Raw genomic sequence first — 17,617 nt, forward strand, 5'->3', positions numbered from 1 at the left:
TCTTTGACCCGCAAACCTGGCCCAACTCTTGCTCTACCTCCCAATACTGCATCCCCGACCCCCAGTGCAGTGGAGACCTTTACCTATGCCAGTCGCCCCCAATTCGCTCCTTCAGGCTGCCCCTGCGGCCAAGCCTCAAGCGCCTGCCGCTACTTCCCCGGTAGCGGTTGCAGCCCCACAGGACAAGGGCCCTGGCTTCGCTCAAGTGTTTGCCAACCAAAGCCCCAAGCCCACGCTGAAGCCCGACGACAGCCCGGCCAAAGTCACGCGTGACAAGCCTGCGGACACCAGCGCCAAGCCTGCCGCCAGTACGCCGGCGGTTGCCGATAGCGGCAATCCCTTGCCTGCCAAGCCGGCCAAGACCGACGACAGCGCCAGCAGTGATGACGACAAGCCCGCCGACCCGGCCCTGGCGCAGCAGCCTGCGGTTGATCCGGTGGTTGACCCGGCATTGGCCGCCGCCGTTACGCCGGTGCCTGTCCCGGTGCCCACGCCAGCGCCGGTCGCGGCCAATAATGATGACAAGGCCCTGCCGGTGGTCGCGGCGCCGGTTGCGGCAACCGAAGATGCCAGGCAACCGGCCTTCGATCCCGAAGCCGACCCGCTGGATTCGATGCCGGCCGTGCGCCTGGCGATGGAGCAGGGCGGCCATGTGTCGGCCAGCAGCCAGACGCCACAGAAAGCTGCGCCGACCAGCGCTCAGGATCAACCCACCGCCGCGCAAAACTTTGCCGCAGGTCTTGCCGGCATGGTCGACCAGCAAGCCACCAAAGACAGTACTGACCAGGGCGGCGACAAGGCCTTCAGCGGGCTGATCGAAGGCGGCCTCAAGGATTTGAAAGACGCCAGCAGCGACACCCGCGTGGATGATTTCGCCAACCGCCTGGCCGCGCTGACCCAGGCCGCCACGCCGAAAACCGCAAATGCCTTGCCGCCCGTGGCCAATGCGCCGCTGGCCATGCACCAGAGCGGCTGGACCGAAGAAGTGGTCAACCGCGTGATGTACCTGTCCAGCGCCAACCTCAAGTCGGCGGAGATTCAGTTGCAGCCGGCCGAGCTGGGGCGCCTGGATATCAAGGTCAATATGACCGCCGACCAGCAAGCCCAGGTCAACTTCATGAGCGGCCACGCCGTGGTGCGTGAAGCGCTGGAAAGCCAGTCCGGCCGTTTGCGTGAGATGTTTGCCCAGCAGGGCATGGGGCAGGTGGATGTCAATGTGTCCGACCAGTCCCGTGGCTGGCAGGGGCAGGGCCAGGAACAACAGCAGCAGAACCAGGCACGCGGCATAAGCGGCATTGGCGGGCGTGGTGATGGCGGGGATGCGGGTGACGCTGCTGAAGTGGCGGCAGCGGTCGCGCCGGTGAGCCAGACCGTGATCGGTTCCAGCGCCGTCGACTATTACGCCTGACCTGAGCCGTATAAAGATCAAAGTGTGGGAGCGGGCTTGCTCGCGAATACGGTGTGTCAGTCAACAGATTCATTAACTGATCCACCGTATTCGCGAGCAAGCCCGCTCCCACATTTGTTTTGCGCCCGGCTTGCCTGACAACTCTGGCATAACACTTGCTCTTGCCTTCCCGTAGATCTATGAATCCCCGAATAGTGACGGATTATTGGCATGGCGAAGAGCGACGACGCAGCAGCAACCCCACCCGCAGGCAAAGGCAAGCTCAAGCTGATCCTGCTGATTGTGCTGGGCCTGCTCCTGGCCATTGGCGCCTCGATCGGCGGCACGTGGTACATCATGCACAGCAGTGCGAGCAAGCCGGCACCCGCCGCCGAAACCGCCACCAACGTCAAGCAACCGGCAATCTTCGAGCCGATGCTGCCGGCCTTTGTCGCCAACTACAATCAGAACGGTCGCCAACGCTACCTGCAGGTGAGCATCACCTTGCTGGCGCGTAACCAGGCGGACCTGGATGCGCTTAAAGTGCATATGCCGGTGATCCGCAACAACCTGGTGATGCTGTTCTCCGGCCAGAGCTTCGACAGCCTGGCCACCCCGGTCGGCCAGGAAATGCTGCGCCAGAAGGTCACTGCCAGCGTGCAGGAAGTGGCCCAGAAAGAGCTCGGCAAAGTCGTGGTCGAGCAGGCGCTCTTCACTAACTTCGTATTGCAGTAGGATCACGACATGGCCGTGCAAGACCTGCTGTCCCAGGATGAAATCGACGCGCTGTTGCATGGCGTCGACGACGGTCTGGTACAGACCGAAATGGCTGCCGAGCCCGGCAGCGTCAAAAGTTATGACCTCACCAGCCAGGATCGTATCGTCCGCGGGCGCATGCCGACCCTGGAGATGATCAACGAGCGTTTCGCCCGCTACACCCGTATCAGCATGTTCAACATGCTGCGCCGTTCGGCGGACGTGGCGGTGGGCGGCGTGCAGGTGATGAAGTTCGGTGAATACGTGCACTCGCTGTACGTGCCCACCAGCCTCAACCTGGTCAAGATCAAGCCGCTGCGCGGCACCGCACTGTTCATCCTCGACGCCAAGCTGGTGTTCAAGCTGGTGGACAACTTCTTCGGCGGCGACGGCCGTCACGCCAAGATCGAAGGGCGTGAATTCACCCCCACCGAACTGCGTGTGGTGCGCATGGTGCTGGAGCAAGCCTTCATCGACTTGAAGGAAGCCTGGCAGGCGATCATGGAAGTCAATTTCGAGTACATCAACTCGGAAGTGAACCCGGCCATGGCCAACATCGTCGGCCCCAGCGAAGCCATTGTGGTCTCCACCTTCCATATCGAACTCGATGGCGGCGGCGGCGACCTGCACGTGACCATGCCGTACTCGATGATCGAGCCGGTGCGCGAAATGCTCGATGCCGGTTTCCAGTCCGACCTCGACGACCAGGACGAACGCTGGGTCAAGGCCCTGCGCGAAGACCTGCTGGACGTCGACGTGCCGTTAAGCGCCACTGTGGCCCGTCGCCAGCTGCGTTTGCGCGATATTTTGCACATGCAACCGGGGGACGTGATCCCTGTGGAACTGCCGGAAGAGCTGATCATGCGCGCCAACGGCGTACCGTCGTTCAAGGTCAAGCTCGGTTCCCACAAAGGCAACCTGGCGTTGCAAGTGATCGAACCGATCAACCGTCGCTGATCTGCCCCTTCTATCGATGAATTTTTGCTGCGCCGAGGACATGTAATGGCTACCGAACACGAAAACACTTCCGCCGAAGACCAGGCCCTGGCTGACGAATGGGCTGCAGCCCTGGAAGAAACCGGCGATGTCGGCCAGGACGACATCGACGCGCTGCTGGCCGCCGACGCCGCCATGGCGCCGGCCGGCAAGCGTCTGCCGATGGAAGAATTCGGCAGCGTGCCGAAAAACAACGACCCGGTGACCCTCGACGGCCCGAACCTGGATGTGATCCTCGACATTCCGGTGTCGATCTCCATGGAAGTCGGCAGCACCGAAATCAACATCCGCAACCTGCTGCAACTCAACCAGGGTTCGGTGATCGAGCTCGACCGCCTGGCCGGTGAGCCGCTGGACGTACTGGTCAACGGCACCCTGATCGCCCATGGCGAGGTGGTGGTGGTCAACGAGAAGTTCGGCATTCGCCTGACGGACGTGATCAGCCCAAGCGAACGCATCAAGAAGTTGCGTTGATATGAAGTATTCGATGGCGGGACTGTTTCTGGCGCTGCCATTGAGCGCCATGGCGGCGGAGCCGATCGCCCCAGCGGTAGCGGCGGCGCCGGTGGTCAGCAGTGGCATCGGTGGGCAATTGACCCAGCTGGTGCTGGGGCTGTTGCTGGTGGTCGGCTTGATCTTCGTGCTGGCCTGGTTGATGCGTCGCGTGCAGCGTATTGGGCCGGGCAATGCCCAGGTGATCGAGATGATCGGCTCGCGCGCCCTCGGCCCGCGTGATCGGCTGGTGCTGGTGCAAGTGGGCGAAGAGCAAATCCTGCTCGGCATCACGCCCGGTCGCATCACCCCGTTGCACGTACTCAAGACACCAGTGGAAGCGACCAAAACCGAGGCCGCCACGCCGGAATTCGCCCAGCGCCTGATGGAGTTGCTGGGCAAGGATCAGAAGGATAAGAAGTAATGCGCGTTTTATTGACGCTCATGCTGTTGCTGGCCGCGCCGCTGGCGTTGGCTGCCGACCCGTTGTCGATCCCGGCGATCACCCTGGGTACCAACGCGGCCGGCGCCCAGGAATATTCGGTCAGCCTGCAGATTTTGCTGATCATGACTGCGCTGAGTTTTATCCCGGCGTTTGTCATGCTGATGACCAGCTTTACGCGGATCATCATCGTGTTCTCGATTCTGCGTCAGGCCCTGGGCCTGCAGCAGACGCCGTCGAACCAGATCCTCACCGGCATGGCGCTGTTTTTGACCTTGTTCATCATGGCGCCGGTGTTCGACAAGGTGAACCAGCAAGCCTTGCAACCCTACCTGGCCGAAAAACTCTCGGCTCAGGACGCGATCGACAAGGCCCAGGGTCCGATCAAGGACTTCATGCTCTCGCAAACCCGCTCCAGCGACCTTGAGCTGTTTATGCGCCTGTCCAAGCGCACCGACATTGCCACGCCGGATCAGGCGCCGCTGACCATTCTGGTGCCGGCCTTCGTCACGTCCGAATTGAAAACCGCGTTCCAGATCGGCTTCATGATCTTTATCCCGTTCCTGATCATCGACCTGGTGGTGGCGAGCGTGCTGATGGCCATGGGCATGATGATGCTGTCGCCGCTGATTATCTCGCTGCCGTTCAAGATCATGCTGTTTGTGCTGGTGGACGGCTGGGCGCTGATTATCGGCACCCTGGCCAGCAGTTTCGGCGGGGTGTAGTCAGATGACGCCAGAAGTAGCGGTTGACCTGTTCCGTGAAGCGCTGTGGCTGACCACCATGATGGTCGCCGTGCTGGTGGTGCCGAGCCTGTTGGTGGGCCTGCTGGTGGCGATGTTCCAGGCCGCGACCCAGATCAACGAACAAACCCTGAGTTTCCTCCCGCGTTTGCTGGTGATGCTGATCACCCTGATCGTCGCCGGCCCGTGGCTGGTGCAAACCTTTATGGAATACATCCTGCAGCTGTACGGCAGTATTCCGCAGTTGATCGGCTGACCGATGCAATCTGTGCTGGCCTTGACCGACACCCAGATCAGCACCTGGGTGGCATCTTTCATTTTGCCGATGTTTCGCGTCACGGCGGTGCTGATGACCATGCCGGTGTTCGGGACCACCTTGGTGCCGAGGCGCATCCGCTTGTATTTTGCCTTCGCCATTACCATCGTCATCGTGCCCGGCTTGCCGCCGATGCCGCCGGTGAATGCCCTGGACCTCAGCGCGTTGTTGCTGATTGCCGAGCAGATATTGATCGGCGCGATAATGGGCTTCTCGCTGACGTTGTTCTTCCAGGCGTTCGTGATCGCCGGGCAGATCATCTCGATCCAGATGGGCATGGGCTTCGCGTCCATGGTCGACCCTACCAACGGCGTGTCGGTGGCGGTGATCGGGCAGTTCCTGACCATGCTGGTGACCCTGATTTTCCTGGCGATGAATGGCCATTTGGTGGTGTTCGAGGTCATGACCGAAAGCTTCACCACCTTGCCGGTGGGCTCGGGGCTGGTGGTCAACCACTTCTGGGAGCTGGTCGGGCGCCTCAGCTGGGTGCTGGGTGCCTCATTGTTGCTGGTGTTGCCGGCGATTACTGCGCTGCTGGTGGTCAATATCGCATTTGGCGTAATGACCCGCGCGGCGCCGCAATTGAACATCTTCTCGATTGGTTTCCCGCTGACCCTGGTGTTGGGCATGGGGATTTTCTGGATCGGCATGGCCGACATTCTCAATCAGTATCAACCGCTGGCCACCGACGCCTTGCAGTTCTTACGTGATCTGGCACGGGCGCGTTGAGCCATGGCCGAGAGCGAGAGTGGCCAGGACAAAACAGAAGACCCCACGGAGAAACGTAAAAAGGACTCCAGGGAAAAGGGCGAGATTGCCCGCTCCAAAGAACTTAACACCCTCGCCGTGATGCTCGCCGGTGCCGGTGGCCTGCTGATCTACGGCGGTGGCCTGGCGCTGGACCTGATGGAGCTGATGAAGCTCAACTTTTCGCTGCCGCGCGAAGTGCTGCTGAGCCCCGGCGCCATGGGCCAGTACCTGTTGCACTCGGGCAAAATCGCGATTCTGGCGGTGCAGCCGGTGCTGATCACCCTGTTGCTGGCGGCACTGATCGGGCCGGTGTCCCTCGGCGGCTGGCTGTTTGCCGCCGGCAGCATGGCGCCCAAGTTCAGCCGCATGAACCCTGGGCCTGGGCTTAAGCGCATGTTCTCCACCAAGGCGCTGGTGGAACTGCTCAAGGCGCTGGCGAAATTCATTCTGATCCTGTTTGTGGCGTTGACGGTGTTGTCGTCCGACATCGACGACTTGCTGCGCATCGCCCATGAGCCGCTGGAATCGGCCATCATCCACAGCGTGCAGGTGGTGGGCTGGAGTGCGTTGTGGATGGCTTGCGGGCTGATCATCATCGCCGCCGTGGATGCGCCGATCCAGCTGTGGGAAAGCCACAAGAAACTGCTGATGACCAAGCAGGAAGTGCGCGACGAACACAAAGACCAGGAAGGCCGCCCCGAGGTCAAACAGCGGATTCGCCAACTGCAGCGGGAAATGTCCCAGCGCAAGATGATGGCGGCGGTGCCCGACGCCGACGTGGTCATTACCAACCCGACCCACTACGCCGTGGCGCTCAAGTACGACCCGGAGAAGGGCGGCGCGCCGATGTTGCTGGCCAAGGGCAGCGACTTTACCGCGCTGAAGATTCGCGAAATTGCCGTGGCCAACGACATTCTGCTGCTGGAATCGCCGGAGCTGGCGCGGTCGATCTTCTACTCCACCGACCTCGACCAGGAAATCCCCGCGGGCCTGTACCTGGCCGTGGCGCAGGTGTTGGCCTACGTGTACCAGATCCGCCAATACCGCGCGGGCAAGGGCAAACGGCCAGACCCGCTCAAGGATCTGCCGATTCCGCCGGAGCTGCGCCGCGATTCCTGAGTTTTTTGTGGCGAGCGGGCCTTCTTACCATATGTCGTCAGCGCCGTTGACCTGTCAACTTTGACAGTATCCATTGCACCGCCTTCACTGTTTGATAGAGCGACGAGGCGCGCCTTCATGCGTGGCTCGGGAGAGCGATCATGAGCAGGGCTACGGTCAGGTGGTTTGACGCGGTCAAGGGCATTGGTTTTGTCGCCCGCGACCGCGAAGGCAACGCGGTACCCGTTCAGGCAACGGGCAATCCCGCCAGCGAAATCGATACGCCGCCCAAGGCGCGAAAACCCCGCAAGCGAAAAAAATAACCCCTCGGCTGCTCAGTAAACAATCACTACCACTGGTCGTTAATCCCCGTCTACCTGTCAACTCTGACAGTAGCCAGTTCTGCGTTCTCGCGTTTTTATGGTGCCGGACACTGTACGCAAGTAGTAACGAGATGCAGGGGAAGGGCGATGGAAGCGGTAACGGGGACGATCAAGGTTTATAACCGCAAGACCGGTGAAGGGCTGATTGCGTTGGATGGCGATGATGAGCCGGTGTGTTTGGACCGCTTGAGTTCGGCGTATACCCGGTGGCGAGAAGGCCAGCGGGTACAGTTCGCCAGGATTCATCGGCCACAGGGTGTGTTTGCGTTTTGTATCAGGCTTATCTAACGAGATTTTTGAGCGCAATGTCAGGAGAAGGGTTATGGCAACGGGTACTGTGAAGTGGTTTAACGACACAAAGGGGTTTGGTTTTATTACCCCGGATGATGGTAGCGAGGATCTTTTTGCGCATTTTTCAGCGATTCAGAGTGCTGGGTTCAAATCTCTGCAAGAGGGCCAAAAAGTCAGCTATGAAATAACGACAGGGCCCAAAGGCAAGCAAGCGTCCAACATCCAACCCGTATGAAGATCGTTCCCACGCTCCCGCGTGGGAATGCCTCCTGTGACGCTCTGCGTCACCGTTGCGCAAGGATCAAGTCGGGACGCGGAGCGTCCCAGGCTGCATTCCCACGCAGAGCGTGGGAACGATCATTCAAGCAGGTTTTGCCGCTGGTGACGGCGCTCTGTCATCCAGCAGGCGCTCAGCCAGCAATCGGCCGATCTCAATCAACTGCGCAATACCCAGCGCACCTTCTCGCTGTGTTCCCTCCAGGTCAAAGGCGAAGTCGCAGGTCAGGGCGTGGGCGGAGGCCAGGTTTTCGGTGAGGTTGACCAGCAGGTCTTCGGTGCTGATGCCGTCGATTAGGGTGAGGATTACGCTGGGTGGGGGATTTGGGGTGGGTTTGATCATTGTGAGGTTCCTCGGTAAAGGTGGAGCCGCCACTGATCGCCGCGACGCGATGGAGGGTGGCAGCTGTGCGCAGGTTCGCGGACCGGTTACCAAGGAACCCGGCATACCCGAAGGTATCCCGCGCACAGCCGCCATAGCGCCGCACAGTAGACGATAAAAAACCGCTCACTGAAAGGGATATGGTGCTTCTGTTCCGTAGTAAACCGGGCCGCGACGCCCGACCACTGCATTTGCAGCGGTGTACGCAGACTAGGGAGCCCGGTTCCTAGGGGCAACCCGAAAACCTTGTCGGAAATTTCCTCATTAACAACAGGTACACCCCCATCCAACTGTGAAGATGAAGATCGTTCCCACGCTCCCGCGTGGGAATGCCTCCCGTGACGCTCTGCGTCACCGTTGCGCAGGGCTCAAGTCGGGACGCGGAGCGTCCCTGGCTGCATTCCCACGCAGAGCGTGGGAACGATCATCACACCCCCATCCAGCTCCCACATTTGAACCGGTGACCGCTCGACGATCGTCGTCCTGAAACCAAAGTTGGAAGGCTTCTTGCAATACCGCCTCCAGGACGCCCTCCAGCGTCAAAACTTTGCTTCAAGGAACACGAGGAATACCGGTGGTAGATCGCTCTCAAATGCTCAACACGGCCCGTGGCACCCTGACTGATTTGTCGCGGGGCAACCTGGGTGTGCCGTTGTTGTTGCTGGTGATGCTGGCAATGATGATGTTGCCGATGCCGCCGTTCCTGCTCGACGTGTTTTTCACCTTCAACATTGCGCTGTCGGTGGTGGTGCTGCTGGTCTGCGTGTATGCCCTGCGGCCGCTGGACTTCGCCGTATTCCCGACCATTTTGCTGATCGCGACCCTGCTGCGCCTGGCGCTGAACGTGGCGTCTACGCGGGTGGTGATGCTCCACGGTCAGGACGGCCACGCCGCCGCCGGTAAGGTGATCCAGGCCTTCGGTGAGGTGGTGATCGGCGGTAACTACGTGGTTGGTATCGTGGTGTTCGCGATCCTGATGATCATCAACTTCGTGGTGGTCACCAAGGGCGCCGGGCGGATTTCCGAGGTGAGCGCGCGTTTTACCCTCGACGCCATGCCCGGCAAGCAAATGGCGATTGACGCCGACCTCAACGCCGGCCTGATCGACCAGAACCAAGCCAAATCCCGTCGTCTGGAAGTCGCCCAGGAAGCCGAATTTTATGGCTCCATGGACGGCGCGAGTAAATTCGTACGCGGTGACGCCATCGCCGGCCTGCTGATTCTGTTTATCAACCTGATCGGCGGCATGGCGGTCGGTATCTTCCAGCACGGCATGACCTTTGGCGATGCGGGTAAGGTGTACGCCTTGCTGACCATCGGTGACGGTTTAGTGGCGCAATTGCCATCACTGTTGTTATCCACAGCAGCAGCGATCATGGTCACCCGTGCTTCGGGCTCCGAAGACATGGGCAAGCAGATCAGCCGCCAGATGTTCGCCTCGCCCAAGGCGCTGGCCGTGGCCGCCGGCATCATGGCGATCATGGGCATCGTGCCGGGCATGCCCCACGTGTCGTTCCTGAGCATGGCGGCGATGGCCGGCGGTGGCGCCTACCTGTTCTGGCGCAAGCAAAATGCCGTCAAGGTCCAGGCCCAGCAGGAAATCGCCCGCCAGCAAGACTTGCTGCCATCGCCGGCCCGCGCCCAGGAAACCAAGGAGTTGGGCTGGGATGACGTGACCCCGATCGACATGATCGGCCTGGAAGTCGGCTACCGCCTGATTCCGCTGGTGGACCGCAACCAGGGCGGCCAATTGCTGGCGCGGATCAAGGGTGTGCGCAAGAAGCTGTCCCAGGACCTGGGCTTCTTGATGCCCACCGTACACATTCGCGACAACCTCGATTTGGCCCCCAGCGCCTACCGCCTGACCCTGATGGGCGTGATCCTGGCCGAAGCCGAGATCTACCCGGACCGCGAGTTGGCGATCAACCCCGGTCAGGTGTTCGGCACGCTCAACGGCATTACCGCCAAAGATCCGGCTTTTGGCCTGGAAGCGGTATGGATCGAAGTCAGCCAGCGCAGCCAGGCTCAATCGCTGGGTTACACCGTGGTGGACGCCAGCACCGTGGTCGCCACCCACCTCAACCAGATCCTGTACAAGCACTCCCACGAGCTGATCGGCCACGAGGAAGTCCAGCAATTGATGGGGTTGCTGGCCAAAGCCTCGCCAAAACTGGCAGAAGAACTGGTGCCTGGCGTGTTGTCGCTGTCGCAGTTGCTCAAGGTGCTGCAAGCCTTGCTCGCCGAACAGGTGCCGGTGCGCGACATTCGCAGCATTGCCGAGGCCATCGCCAACAATGCCGCCAAGAGTCAAGATACTGCCGCTTTGGTGGCTGCGGTGCGTGTCGGCTTGTCCCGCGCCATCGTGCAAAGCATTGTAGGCATTGAGTCTGAGCTGCCTGTGATCACCTTGGAACCAAGGTTGGAACAAATATTGCTCAATAGTATTCAGAAGGCCGGACTTGGCCAGGAAGAAGGCGTTCTGCTGGAGCCAAGCATGGCTGAGAAACTGCAGCGTTCGTTGATCGAAGCCGCACAGCGTCAGGAAATGGCGGGCCACCCGGTGATTCTGCTGGTGGCAGGCCCGGTTCGAGCGATGTTGTCGCGGTTTGGGCGCCTGGCAGTACCGAATTTGCACGTTTTGGCTTATCAGGAAATTCCTGACAATAAGCAAGTGACTATCGTCGCGACAGTAGGGCCCAACGGCTGAGGTAGTGGGTTATGCAAGTTAAGCGTTTTTTCGCCGCCGATATGCGTCAGGCCATGAAACTGGTACGTGATGAGCTGGGCGCCGATGCCGCGATTATTGGAAACCGTCGCATTGCCGGCGGTGTCGAGCTGACGGCTGCCCTGGATTACACCCCGTCGGCGCTGGCGCCGCGCGTGCCGAACATGGAACTCGAAGACGAGCTGCGCAAAACCGCTTCGCGCATTGTCTCGGCCCAGGCTGAATTGAGCATGCGTGGCGACAGCGATGCCAGCACCAATCGCCAATTGTTCGCCGGCCTGCCGCTGACCGCCGCCGAGCCGTTGGTAGAACCGACCTTCAAAGAACCGCCGCGCCCTGCAGCGCCAGCCCAGGCTCAAGCCGTCGACCAGCGCGCGCTCGACTCGATGCGTTTTGAACTCAATGGCCTGCGTGAGCTGCTCGAAGTGCAGTTGGGCTCGTTGGCGTGGACACAGCTGCAAGGCAGCAAACCGCAACAGGCCAACCTGTGGCGCCGCCTGCAACGCATCGGCTTGTCCGGCCCGTTGTCGCGCGATTTGCTCGCACTGACGGCTGAAGTCGAAGAACCACGCCAGGCCTGGCGCATGTTGCTGGCACACTTGGCGCGCATGATCGTCACCCCGGAAATCGAACCGCTGGAAGAGGGCGGTGTGATTGCCATGGTCGGCCCCGCCGGCATGGGCAAGACCACCACCCTGGCCAAGCTGGCCGCGCGTTATGTGCTCAAGTACGGCGCGCAGAACATCGCGCTGGTGAGCATGGACAGCTACCGCATCGGCGCCCAGGAGCAGCTCAAGACACTGGGCCGCATCCTCAATGTGACAGTGACCCACGTCGACCCGGGCCAGTCCCTGGCCAATGCGCTCGACCCGCTGCTGCGCAAGCGCGTGGTGTTGATCGACACGGCCGGCCTGCAAGCCAGCGACCCGGCACTGCGCATGCAGCTCGAAAGCCTGGCCGGGCGTGGCATCAAGTCGAAAAATTACCTGGTGCTTGCAACCACCAGCCAGAAACAGGTTCTTACCGCTGCGTACCACAGTTACAAACGCTGCGGCCTGGCCGGTTGCATCCTCACCAAGCTCGACGAAACGGCGAGCCTGGGCGAGGTGTTGAGCCTGGCGATCAGTCATGAGTTACCGGTTGCTTACCTGACCGACGGGCCGCGGATCCCGGATGATTTACATCTGCCGCGCCGTCATCAGTTGGTCAGCCGTGCTGTCAGCGTGCAAATGCAAGAAGAGCCTAGCGAGGAAGCGATGGCCGACATGTTCGCCGACCTTTACCACAACCCGGCTAAGCGGGTGGGGTGAGGCAGGATGAACACCGTGAAATGTATCTACATCGATGGTCTGCAAGCGATTCACGCGGCCAAGCCATGTAGCCTGCGTCTAAGCAAGACAAGGTAAAGAAATAAAATGGGCAGCATGCATCCCGTACAGGTGATCGCGGTGACCGGCGGCAAAGGTGGCGTCGGGAAAACTAACGTGTCAGTGAATTTGTCCCTGGCCCTGGCAGAGCTTGGCCGTCGCGTCATGCTGCTGGATGCTGACCTGGGCCTGGCGAACGTGGACGTTCTGCTGGGGCTGACACCCAAACACACCCTTGCCGATGTGATCGAAGGCCGTTGTGAGCTGCGCGATGTGCTGCTGCAAGGCCCCGGTGGCATTCGCATCGTGCCGGCCGCCTCAGGCACCCAGAGCATGGTGCATCTGAGCCCGGCGCAGCATGCCGGCCTGATCCAGGCGTTCAGCGACATCGGCGACAACCTCGACGTGCTGGTGATCGACACCGCCGCCGGCATCGGCGAGTCGGTGGTCAGCTTCGTGCGCGCCGCCCAGGAAGTGCTGCTGGTGGTGTGCGACGAACCCACCTCCATCACCGACGCCTATGCCCTGATCAAACTGCTGAACCGTGACTACGGCATGAACCGCTTCCGCGTGCTGGCCAACATGGCCCAAAGCCCGCAGGAAGGGCGCAATCTGTTCGCCAAGTTGACCAAGGTCACGGATCGCTTTCTCGATGTCGCCTTACAATACGTGGGCGCAGTTCCCTATGACGAGTGTGTGCGCAAGGCTGTGCAAAAGCAGCGTGCAGTCTATGAAGCGTTCCCTCGTTCGAAGTGCGCACTGGCGTTCAAGGCTATTGCCCAGAAGGTCGATACTTGGCCGTTGCCTGCCAACCCGCGCGGGCATCTGGAGTTTTTCGTCGAGCGATTGGTGCATCAGACGAGCGCAGGACCGGTGCTATGACATCCAGCGGCTACAACCTTTACAAAAAGTCGGCACGTGACAGCCAGGGCGAACTGATCGAGCGCTATGCGCCCTTGGTCAAGCGCATTGCCTATCACTTGCTGGCACGCCTGCCTGCCAGTGTGCAGGTTGAGGACTTGATCCAGGCAGGCATGATCGGCCTGCTCGAAGTGTCGACCAAATACGACGCGAGCAAGGGCGCAAGTTTCGAGACGTATGCGGGTATCCGCATTCGAGGGGCGATGCTCGATGAAGTGCGTAAAGGGGATTGGGCGCCGCGTTCGGTACACCGCAATACGCGCATGGTCAGTGACGCAATTCGCGCAATTGAAGCAAAAACCGGTCGTGACGCTAAAGATCACGAAGTTGCGGCCGAACTCCAATTGAGTCTCGACGATTACTACGGGATTTTGAACGATACCTTGGGCAGCCGCCTGTTCAGTTTCGACGACCTTTTGCAGGACGGCGAACACGAAGGGCTGCACGAGGACGGCGCGAGTGCACATCTTGAACCGTCGCGCGACCTGGAAGACGAACGTTTCCAGGGCGCGTTGGCGGAGGCGATTGCCAATTTGCCGGAGCGTGAGCGACTGGTGTTGGCGCTGTACTACGACGAAGAGCTGAACCTCAAGGAAATCGGTGAGGTCCTGGGGGTCAGCGAATCGCGTGTCAGCCAGTTGCATAGCCAGTGCGCAGCCCGCTTGCGGGGGCGATTGGGAGAGTGGCGCGCGCGCTGACAGGCAGTGTGGGGACACTGCAGACGCTACCGCGAAGGCTTCACGCTTTCGCGGGTTCGTGCCGTGGTGCCCTGGGCAGTCCTTTTTGTGTAACGCCTGTTGATTGAAATGGCGCGTCCAGGTGCTGGGCGCGTTTAAGACTGCTTGGAGGTCGAATTGGACAAGAACATGAAAATCCTCATCGTTGATGACTTCTCAACGATGCGGCGGATCATAAAAAACCTGTTGCGTGACCTTGGGTTCACCAACACGGTCGAGGCGGATGACGGCCTGACGGCAATCCCGATCCTCAACAGCGGGAGCATCGACTTTCTGGTAACCGACTGGAACATGCCGGGCATGACCGGCATCGACTTGCTGCGTCACGTGCGCGCCGATGAAAAACTGCGCAGCTTGCCTGTGTTGATGGTGACCGCCGAAGCCAAGCGCGAACAGATCATCGAAGCCGCCCAAGCCGGGGTTAACGGTTACGTGGTCAAGCCATTCACGGCGTTGGCCTTGAAAGAGAAGATCGAAAAAATCTTCGAACGCATCCACGGCTGATGTCACCACGGGGGAGCTATGGAGCATAAAGAAACGTCACAGGGCGACTTTGAGTCGACCCTGAAAAAGCATGCTCACCAGTTGGTCGAAAGCCTTGAAAAAGGCCAGTTCGGCGACGCGGTGCAGTTGATCCATGAGCTTAACCAGACCCGTGACCGCGGCCTGTATCAGGAAGTGGGCAAGCTCACACGCGAGCTGCACAGTGCAATCGTCAATTTCCAGATTGACCCGCACATGCCCCAGGCCGAAGAAATCTCGCAGATCACTGACGCCACCGAACGCCTGTCCTATGTGGTCAGGCTGACTGAGGCGGCGGCCAACCGCACCATGGACCTGGTGGAAAACGCCACGCCATTGGTCAATGGCATGGCCACCGAAGCACACGCCCTGAGCGTTGACTGGGGCCGCTTCATGCGCCGCGAAGTGGGGGCTGAGGAGTTTCGTGAATTGGCGCGTCGGGTCGACGCTTTTCTGTCGCGCAGCGAACAGGAAAACCGCACGGTGGCCAGCAACCTCAATGACATTCTGCTGGCCCAGGATTACCAGGACCTCACAGGTCAGGTGATCAAGCGCGTGACCCAACTGGTCACCGAAGTGGAAAGCAACTTGCTCAAATTGGTGCTCATGGCCGGCCAGGTCGACCGTTTTGCCGGCATCGAACATGACCGCGAAGCGATCCTCTCGGAAAAAGATCCACAAAAACATCTCGCCAAGGGTGAAGGTCCGCAGATTCATGCCGATAAACGTGAAGACGTTGTGTCAGGTCAGGATGACGTAGATGACCTGTTATCCAGTTTAGGCTTCTAAGGAGCACCCACATGAGCTTCGGCGCCGATGAAGAAATCCTTCAGGATTTCCTTGTAGAGGCCGGCGAAATTTTAGAGCAACTGTCCGAACAACTGGTCGAGCTGGAAAGCCGACCGGATGATGCGAACCTGCTCAATGCAATTTTTCGCGGTTTTCACACTGTAAAAGGGGGCGCCGGCTTCCTCCAGCTCCATGAGCTGGTGGAGTGCTGTCACATCGCCGAGAACGTGTTCGACATCCTGCGCAAGGGTGAGCGTCACGTCGACTCGGAACTGATGGACGTGATTCTCGAAGCATTGGATGCGGTCAACGGCATGTTCAGCGAGGTGCGCGAACGTGCGCCGATCACGGCCGCCACGCCGGAGCTGTTGGCTGCGCTGGCGCGTCTGGCCGAACCTGCCGATACGTCAGTTGCGCCGGTAGCCGCGCCTGAGCCTGTGGTTGAAGCCGAGCCGGATGTGACCGACAGCGAGTTCGAACAGCTGCTCAACTCCCTGAGCGCGGTGAAGGCCGAGGCTGAAGCACCGCAAGCGCCGACTGCGCCGACTGCGCCTGCCGTGCCGACCAGCGAAGACATTACCGACGCAGAGTTCGAATCGCTGCTCGATCAGTTGCACGGTAAAGGCCAGTTCGCCCCGGACGCCGTGGCACCTGCCGCCGAGCCGGCAGCGCCTGCCGCGGCTGCAAGCACCGACATTACCGACGACGAATTCGAAGCGCTGCTCGACCAACTGCATGGCAAGGGCACGTTTGCCGCCGACGCCTTGCCGGAAGTCGCCGCCATCGCGGCCGCACCTGCGGCCAGTGCTGCACCTGCCAGCGTTGAGCCTGGCGCTGATGGCCTGATCTCCGATCACGAATTCGAAGCGTTGCTGGACGAGCTGCACGGCAAGGGCAAGTTCTCCGAAGTGGCCCCGGCCGCCGCGGCGACTGCCACGCCGGTAGCCGCCAAGCCTGTGCCTGCCAAAGCTGCCGCGCCAGTGGCTGCCAAGCCTGCACCGGCACCTGCACCGGCTGCCGCACCTGCGCGTGCCGCAGCGGCGCCGGTGGCGGAAAAACCTGCCAGTGAAGCCGAAACCACCGTGCGGGTTGATACCGCGCGCCTGGACGACATCATGAACATGGTCGGCGAGCTGGTGCTGGTGCGTAACCGCCTGGTGCGCCTGGGCTTGAACAGCGGCGACGAAGCCATGCAAAAGGCCGTGTCGAACCTCGACGTGGTCACCGCAGACCTGCAGACCGCCGTAATGAAAACGCGCATGCAGCCGATCAAGAAAGTCTTCGGCCGCTTCCCGCGTCTGGTTCGCGACCTGGCGCGCCAGCTCAAGAAAGAAATCAACCTGGAACTGGTGGGTGAAGAAACCGACCTCGACAAAAACCTTGTCGAGGCCCTGGCCGACCCGCTGGTCCACTTGGTGCGCAACGCCGTCGACCACGGCGTGGAAACCCCGGAAGAGCGCGAAGCCTCGGGCAAGTCGCGCAACGGCAAGGTGATTCTGGCGGCCGAACAGGAAGGCGACCATATCCTGCTGTCGATCACCGATGACGGCAAAGGCATGGACCCGGCGATTCTGCGCAATATCGCGGTCAAGCGCGGGGTGATGGACAAGGACGCCGCCGACCGCCTGACCGACACCGAGTGCTATAACCTGATCTTCGCCCCGGGCTTCTCGACCAAGACCGAGATTTCCGACGTGTCCGGCCGTGGCGTGGGCATGGACGTGGTGAAGACCAAGATCAGCCAGCTCAACGGCTCGATCAACATCTACTCGACCAAGGGCCAGGGCTCCAAGATCGTGATCAAGGTGCCGTTGACCTTGGCGATCATGCCCACCCTGATGGTAATGCTGGGCAACCAGGCGTTCGCTTTCCCGCTGGTCAACGTCAACGAGATCTTCCACCTCGACCTGTCGCGCACCAACGTGGTGGACGGCCAGGAAGTGGTGATCGTGCGCGACAAAGCGTTGCCGCTGTTCTACCTCAAGCGCTGGCTGGTGGCTTCGGCCAAGCATGAAGAGCAGCGCGAGGGCCATGTGGTGATTCTGTCCGTGGGCACCCAGCGCATCGGCTTTGTGGTCGATCAACTGGTGGGTCAGGAAGAAGTGGTCATCAAGCCTTTGGGCAAAATGCTGCAGGGAACCCCAGGCATGTCGGGTGCGACCATCACCGGTGACGGTCGGATCGCGCTGATTCTTGATGTTCCGAGCATGCTCAAGCGTTACGCCGCTCGGCGTATTTGATTCT

At 60.7% G+C, this 17,617-nt stretch carries 19 protein-coding genes; 18 read left to right on the forward strand and 1 reads right to left on the reverse strand.

Translation table 11 applies throughout. From position 1 onward, the window contains the following. Positions 1-85 precede the first annotated feature (85 nt). The 11 genes from BLV67_RS14220 (at position 86) to BLV67_RS14270 (ending at position 7,889) form a co-directional block, all read left to right on the forward strand. Entirely contained in the window at positions 86-1,408 is a 1,323-nt protein-coding gene (locus BLV67_RS14220) for a flagellar hook-length control protein FliK (protein ID WP_069788084.1), read from the forward strand. A gap of 210 nt (positions 1,409-1,618) precedes the next feature. Then, positions 1,619-2,122 carry a flagellar basal body-associated protein FliL gene (gene fliL / locus BLV67_RS14225; RefSeq protein WP_017134945.1) on the forward strand — a complete coding sequence of 168 codons (504 nt, stop codon included), beginning with the start codon at positions 1,619-1,621 and terminating at the stop codon, positions 2,120-2,122. Positions 2,123-2,131: 9 nt separating this feature from the next. Continuing rightward, positions 2,132-3,100: a flagellar motor switch protein FliM gene (gene fliM, locus BLV67_RS14230; RefSeq protein ID WP_010166091.1), complete on the forward strand. Its 969-nt coding sequence runs from the start codon at positions 2,132-2,134 to the stop codon at positions 3,098-3,100. A 45-nt stretch (positions 3,101-3,145) separates the two neighbouring features. Continuing rightward, positions 3,146-3,613 (forward strand): flagellar motor switch protein FliN, encoded by a 468-nt coding sequence (gene fliN / locus BLV67_RS14235; protein ID WP_017134946.1) that lies wholly within the window; start codon positions 3,146-3,148, stop codon positions 3,611-3,613. 1 nt (position 3,614) lies between these two features. Then, complete coding sequence (gene fliO, locus BLV67_RS14240) at positions 3,615-4,055, forward strand: flagellar biosynthetic protein FliO (protein ID WP_069788088.1); 441 nt, start codon at positions 3,615-3,617, stop codon at positions 4,053-4,055. After that, positions 4,055-4,798, forward strand: coding sequence for a flagellar type III secretion system pore protein FliP (gene fliP, locus BLV67_RS14245; RefSeq protein ID WP_056859761.1), 744 nt, complete (start codon positions 4,055-4,057; stop codon positions 4,796-4,798). Before fliO ends, fliP begins: the two co-directional genes overlap by 1 nt. Positions 4,799-4,802: 4 nt before the next feature. Further along, positions 4,803-5,072 carry a flagellar biosynthesis protein FliQ gene (gene fliQ, locus BLV67_RS14250; RefSeq protein ID WP_003214552.1) on the forward strand — a complete coding sequence of 90 codons (270 nt, stop codon included), beginning with the start codon at positions 4,803-4,805 and terminating at the stop codon, positions 5,070-5,072. Positions 5,073-5,075: 3 nt separating this feature from the next. Continuing rightward, on the forward strand, positions 5,076-5,861 hold the full coding sequence (gene fliR, locus BLV67_RS14255) for a flagellar biosynthetic protein FliR (protein WP_065929743.1): 786 nt from the start codon (positions 5,076-5,078) through the stop codon (positions 5,859-5,861). A 3-nt stretch (positions 5,862-5,864) separates the two neighbouring features. Further along, positions 5,865-7,001, forward strand: coding sequence for a flagellar biosynthesis protein FlhB (flhB, locus tag BLV67_RS14260; protein WP_056859763.1), 1,137 nt, complete (start codon positions 5,865-5,867; stop codon positions 6,999-7,001). 140 nt (positions 7,002-7,141) lie between these two features. Next, positions 7,142-7,303, forward strand: coding sequence for an acetate and sugar kinases/Hsc70/actin family protein (locus tag BLV67_RS32500; protein ID WP_122528502.1), 162 nt, complete (start codon positions 7,142-7,144; stop codon positions 7,301-7,303). Between the two features lie 382 nt (positions 7,304-7,685). Continuing rightward, entirely contained in the window at positions 7,686-7,889 is a 204-nt protein-coding gene (locus BLV67_RS14270; protein ID WP_065929741.1) for a cold-shock protein, read from the forward strand. 126 nt (positions 7,890-8,015) lie between these two features. Here BLV67_RS14270 and BLV67_RS14275 read toward each other — a convergent pair whose 3' ends face one another. Next, positions 8,016-8,273 carry a DUF6124 family protein gene (locus BLV67_RS14275; RefSeq protein ID WP_069788089.1) on the reverse strand — a complete coding sequence of 86 codons (258 nt, stop codon included), beginning with the start codon at positions 8,271-8,273 and terminating at the stop codon, positions 8,016-8,018. A gap of 631 nt (positions 8,274-8,904) precedes the next feature. On the opposite strand from BLV67_RS14275, the gene flhA reads away from it, so the two are divergent. From flhA to BLV67_RS14310, 7 genes are all read left to right on the forward strand, one after another. After that, a complete protein-coding gene (gene flhA / locus BLV67_RS14280) occupies positions 8,905-11,019 on the forward strand; it encodes a flagellar biosynthesis protein FlhA (protein ID WP_069788090.1) in 2,115 nt (704 codons plus the stop codon). An 11-nt stretch (positions 11,020-11,030) separates the two neighbouring features. After that, positions 11,031-12,347, forward strand: a complete 1,317-nt coding sequence (gene flhF, locus BLV67_RS14285; RefSeq protein WP_065929738.1) for a flagellar biosynthesis GTPase FlhF — start codon at positions 11,031-11,033, stop codon at positions 12,345-12,347. Between the two features lie 105 nt (positions 12,348-12,452). Further along, a complete protein-coding gene (gene fleN / locus BLV67_RS14290; protein ID WP_003192912.1) occupies positions 12,453-13,286 on the forward strand; it encodes a flagellar synthesis regulator FleN in 834 nt (277 codons plus the stop codon). Further along, complete coding sequence (gene fliA, locus BLV67_RS14295) at positions 13,283-14,023, forward strand: RNA polymerase sigma factor FliA (protein ID WP_016973417.1); 741 nt, start codon at positions 13,283-13,285, stop codon at positions 14,021-14,023. Before fleN ends, fliA begins: the two co-directional genes overlap by 4 nt. Before the next feature lie 168 nt (positions 14,024-14,191). Further along, positions 14,192-14,566 (forward strand): chemotaxis response regulator CheY, encoded by a 375-nt coding sequence (locus BLV67_RS14300; protein ID WP_003192908.1) that lies wholly within the window; start codon positions 14,192-14,194, stop codon positions 14,564-14,566. An 18-nt stretch (positions 14,567-14,584) separates the two neighbouring features. Then, the gene (locus BLV67_RS14305) at positions 14,585-15,373 is read left to right on the forward strand and encodes a protein phosphatase CheZ (protein ID WP_069788091.1); all 789 of its coding nucleotides are present in this window, start codon (positions 14,585-14,587) and stop codon (positions 15,371-15,373) included. Positions 15,374-15,384: 11 nt separating this feature from the next. Beyond that, the gene (locus BLV67_RS14310; RefSeq protein ID WP_069788092.1) at positions 15,385-17,613 is read left to right on the forward strand and encodes a chemotaxis protein CheA; all 2,229 of its coding nucleotides are present in this window, start codon (positions 15,385-15,387) and stop codon (positions 17,611-17,613) included. Positions 17,614-17,617: the final 4 nt, after the last annotated feature.

Source organism: Pseudomonas salomonii (genome assembly GCF_900107155.1).
Classification (GTDB): domain Bacteria; phylum Pseudomonadota; class Gammaproteobacteria; order Pseudomonadales; family Pseudomonadaceae; genus Aquipseudomonas; species Aquipseudomonas salomonii.

Bases quoted from the DNA above. Each gene is read 5' to 3' on its own strand.
- fliQ (WP_003214552.1), top strand. From the start codon at position 4,803: ATGACGCCAGAAGTAGCGGTTGACCTGTTCCGTGAAGCGCTGTGGCTG.
- fliL (WP_017134945.1), top strand. From the start codon at position 1,619: ATGGCGAAGAGCGACGACGCAGCAGCAACCCCACCCGCAGGCAAAGGC.
- fliM (WP_010166091.1), top strand. From the start codon at position 2,132: ATGGCCGTGCAAGACCTGCTGTCCCAGGATGAAATCGACGCGCTGTTG.
- BLV67_RS14300 (WP_003192908.1), top strand. From the start codon at position 14,192: ATGAAAATCCTCATCGTTGATGACTTCTCAACGATGCGGCGGATCATA.
- BLV67_RS14270 (WP_065929741.1), top strand. From the start codon at position 7,686: ATGGCAACGGGTACTGTGAAGTGGTTTAACGACACAAAGGGGTTTGGT.
- BLV67_RS14275 (WP_069788089.1), bottom strand. From the start codon at position 8,273: ATGATCAAACCCACCCCAAATCCCCCACCCAGCGTAATCCTCACCCTA.
- BLV67_RS14220 (WP_069788084.1), top strand. From the start codon at position 86: ATGCCAGTCGCCCCCAATTCGCTCCTTCAGGCTGCCCCTGCGGCCAAG.
- fliP (WP_056859761.1), top strand. From the start codon at position 4,055: ATGCGCGTTTTATTGACGCTCATGCTGTTGCTGGCCGCGCCGCTGGCG.
- fliN (WP_017134946.1), top strand. From the start codon at position 3,146: ATGGCTACCGAACACGAAAACACTTCCGCCGAAGACCAGGCCCTGGCT.
- flhF (WP_065929738.1), top strand. From the start codon at position 11,031: ATGCAAGTTAAGCGTTTTTTCGCCGCCGATATGCGTCAGGCCATGAAA.
- fliR (WP_065929743.1), top strand. From the start codon at position 5,076: ATGCAATCTGTGCTGGCCTTGACCGACACCCAGATCAGCACCTGGGTG.
- fleN (WP_003192912.1), top strand. From the start codon at position 12,453: ATGGGCAGCATGCATCCCGTACAGGTGATCGCGGTGACCGGCGGCAAA.
- fliO (WP_069788088.1), top strand. From the start codon at position 3,615: ATGAAGTATTCGATGGCGGGACTGTTTCTGGCGCTGCCATTGAGCGCC.
- BLV67_RS32500 (WP_122528502.1), top strand. From the start codon at position 7,142: ATGAGCAGGGCTACGGTCAGGTGGTTTGACGCGGTCAAGGGCATTGGT.
- BLV67_RS14310 (WP_069788092.1), top strand. From the start codon at position 15,385: ATGAGCTTCGGCGCCGATGAAGAAATCCTTCAGGATTTCCTTGTAGAG.
- BLV67_RS14305 (WP_069788091.1), top strand. From the start codon at position 14,585: ATGGAGCATAAAGAAACGTCACAGGGCGACTTTGAGTCGACCCTGAAA.
- fliA (WP_016973417.1), top strand. From the start codon at position 13,283: ATGACATCCAGCGGCTACAACCTTTACAAAAAGTCGGCACGTGACAGC.
- flhB (WP_056859763.1), top strand. From the start codon at position 5,865: ATGGCCGAGAGCGAGAGTGGCCAGGACAAAACAGAAGACCCCACGGAG.
- flhA (WP_069788090.1), top strand. From the start codon at position 8,905: ATGCTCAACACGGCCCGTGGCACCCTGACTGATTTGTCGCGGGGCAAC.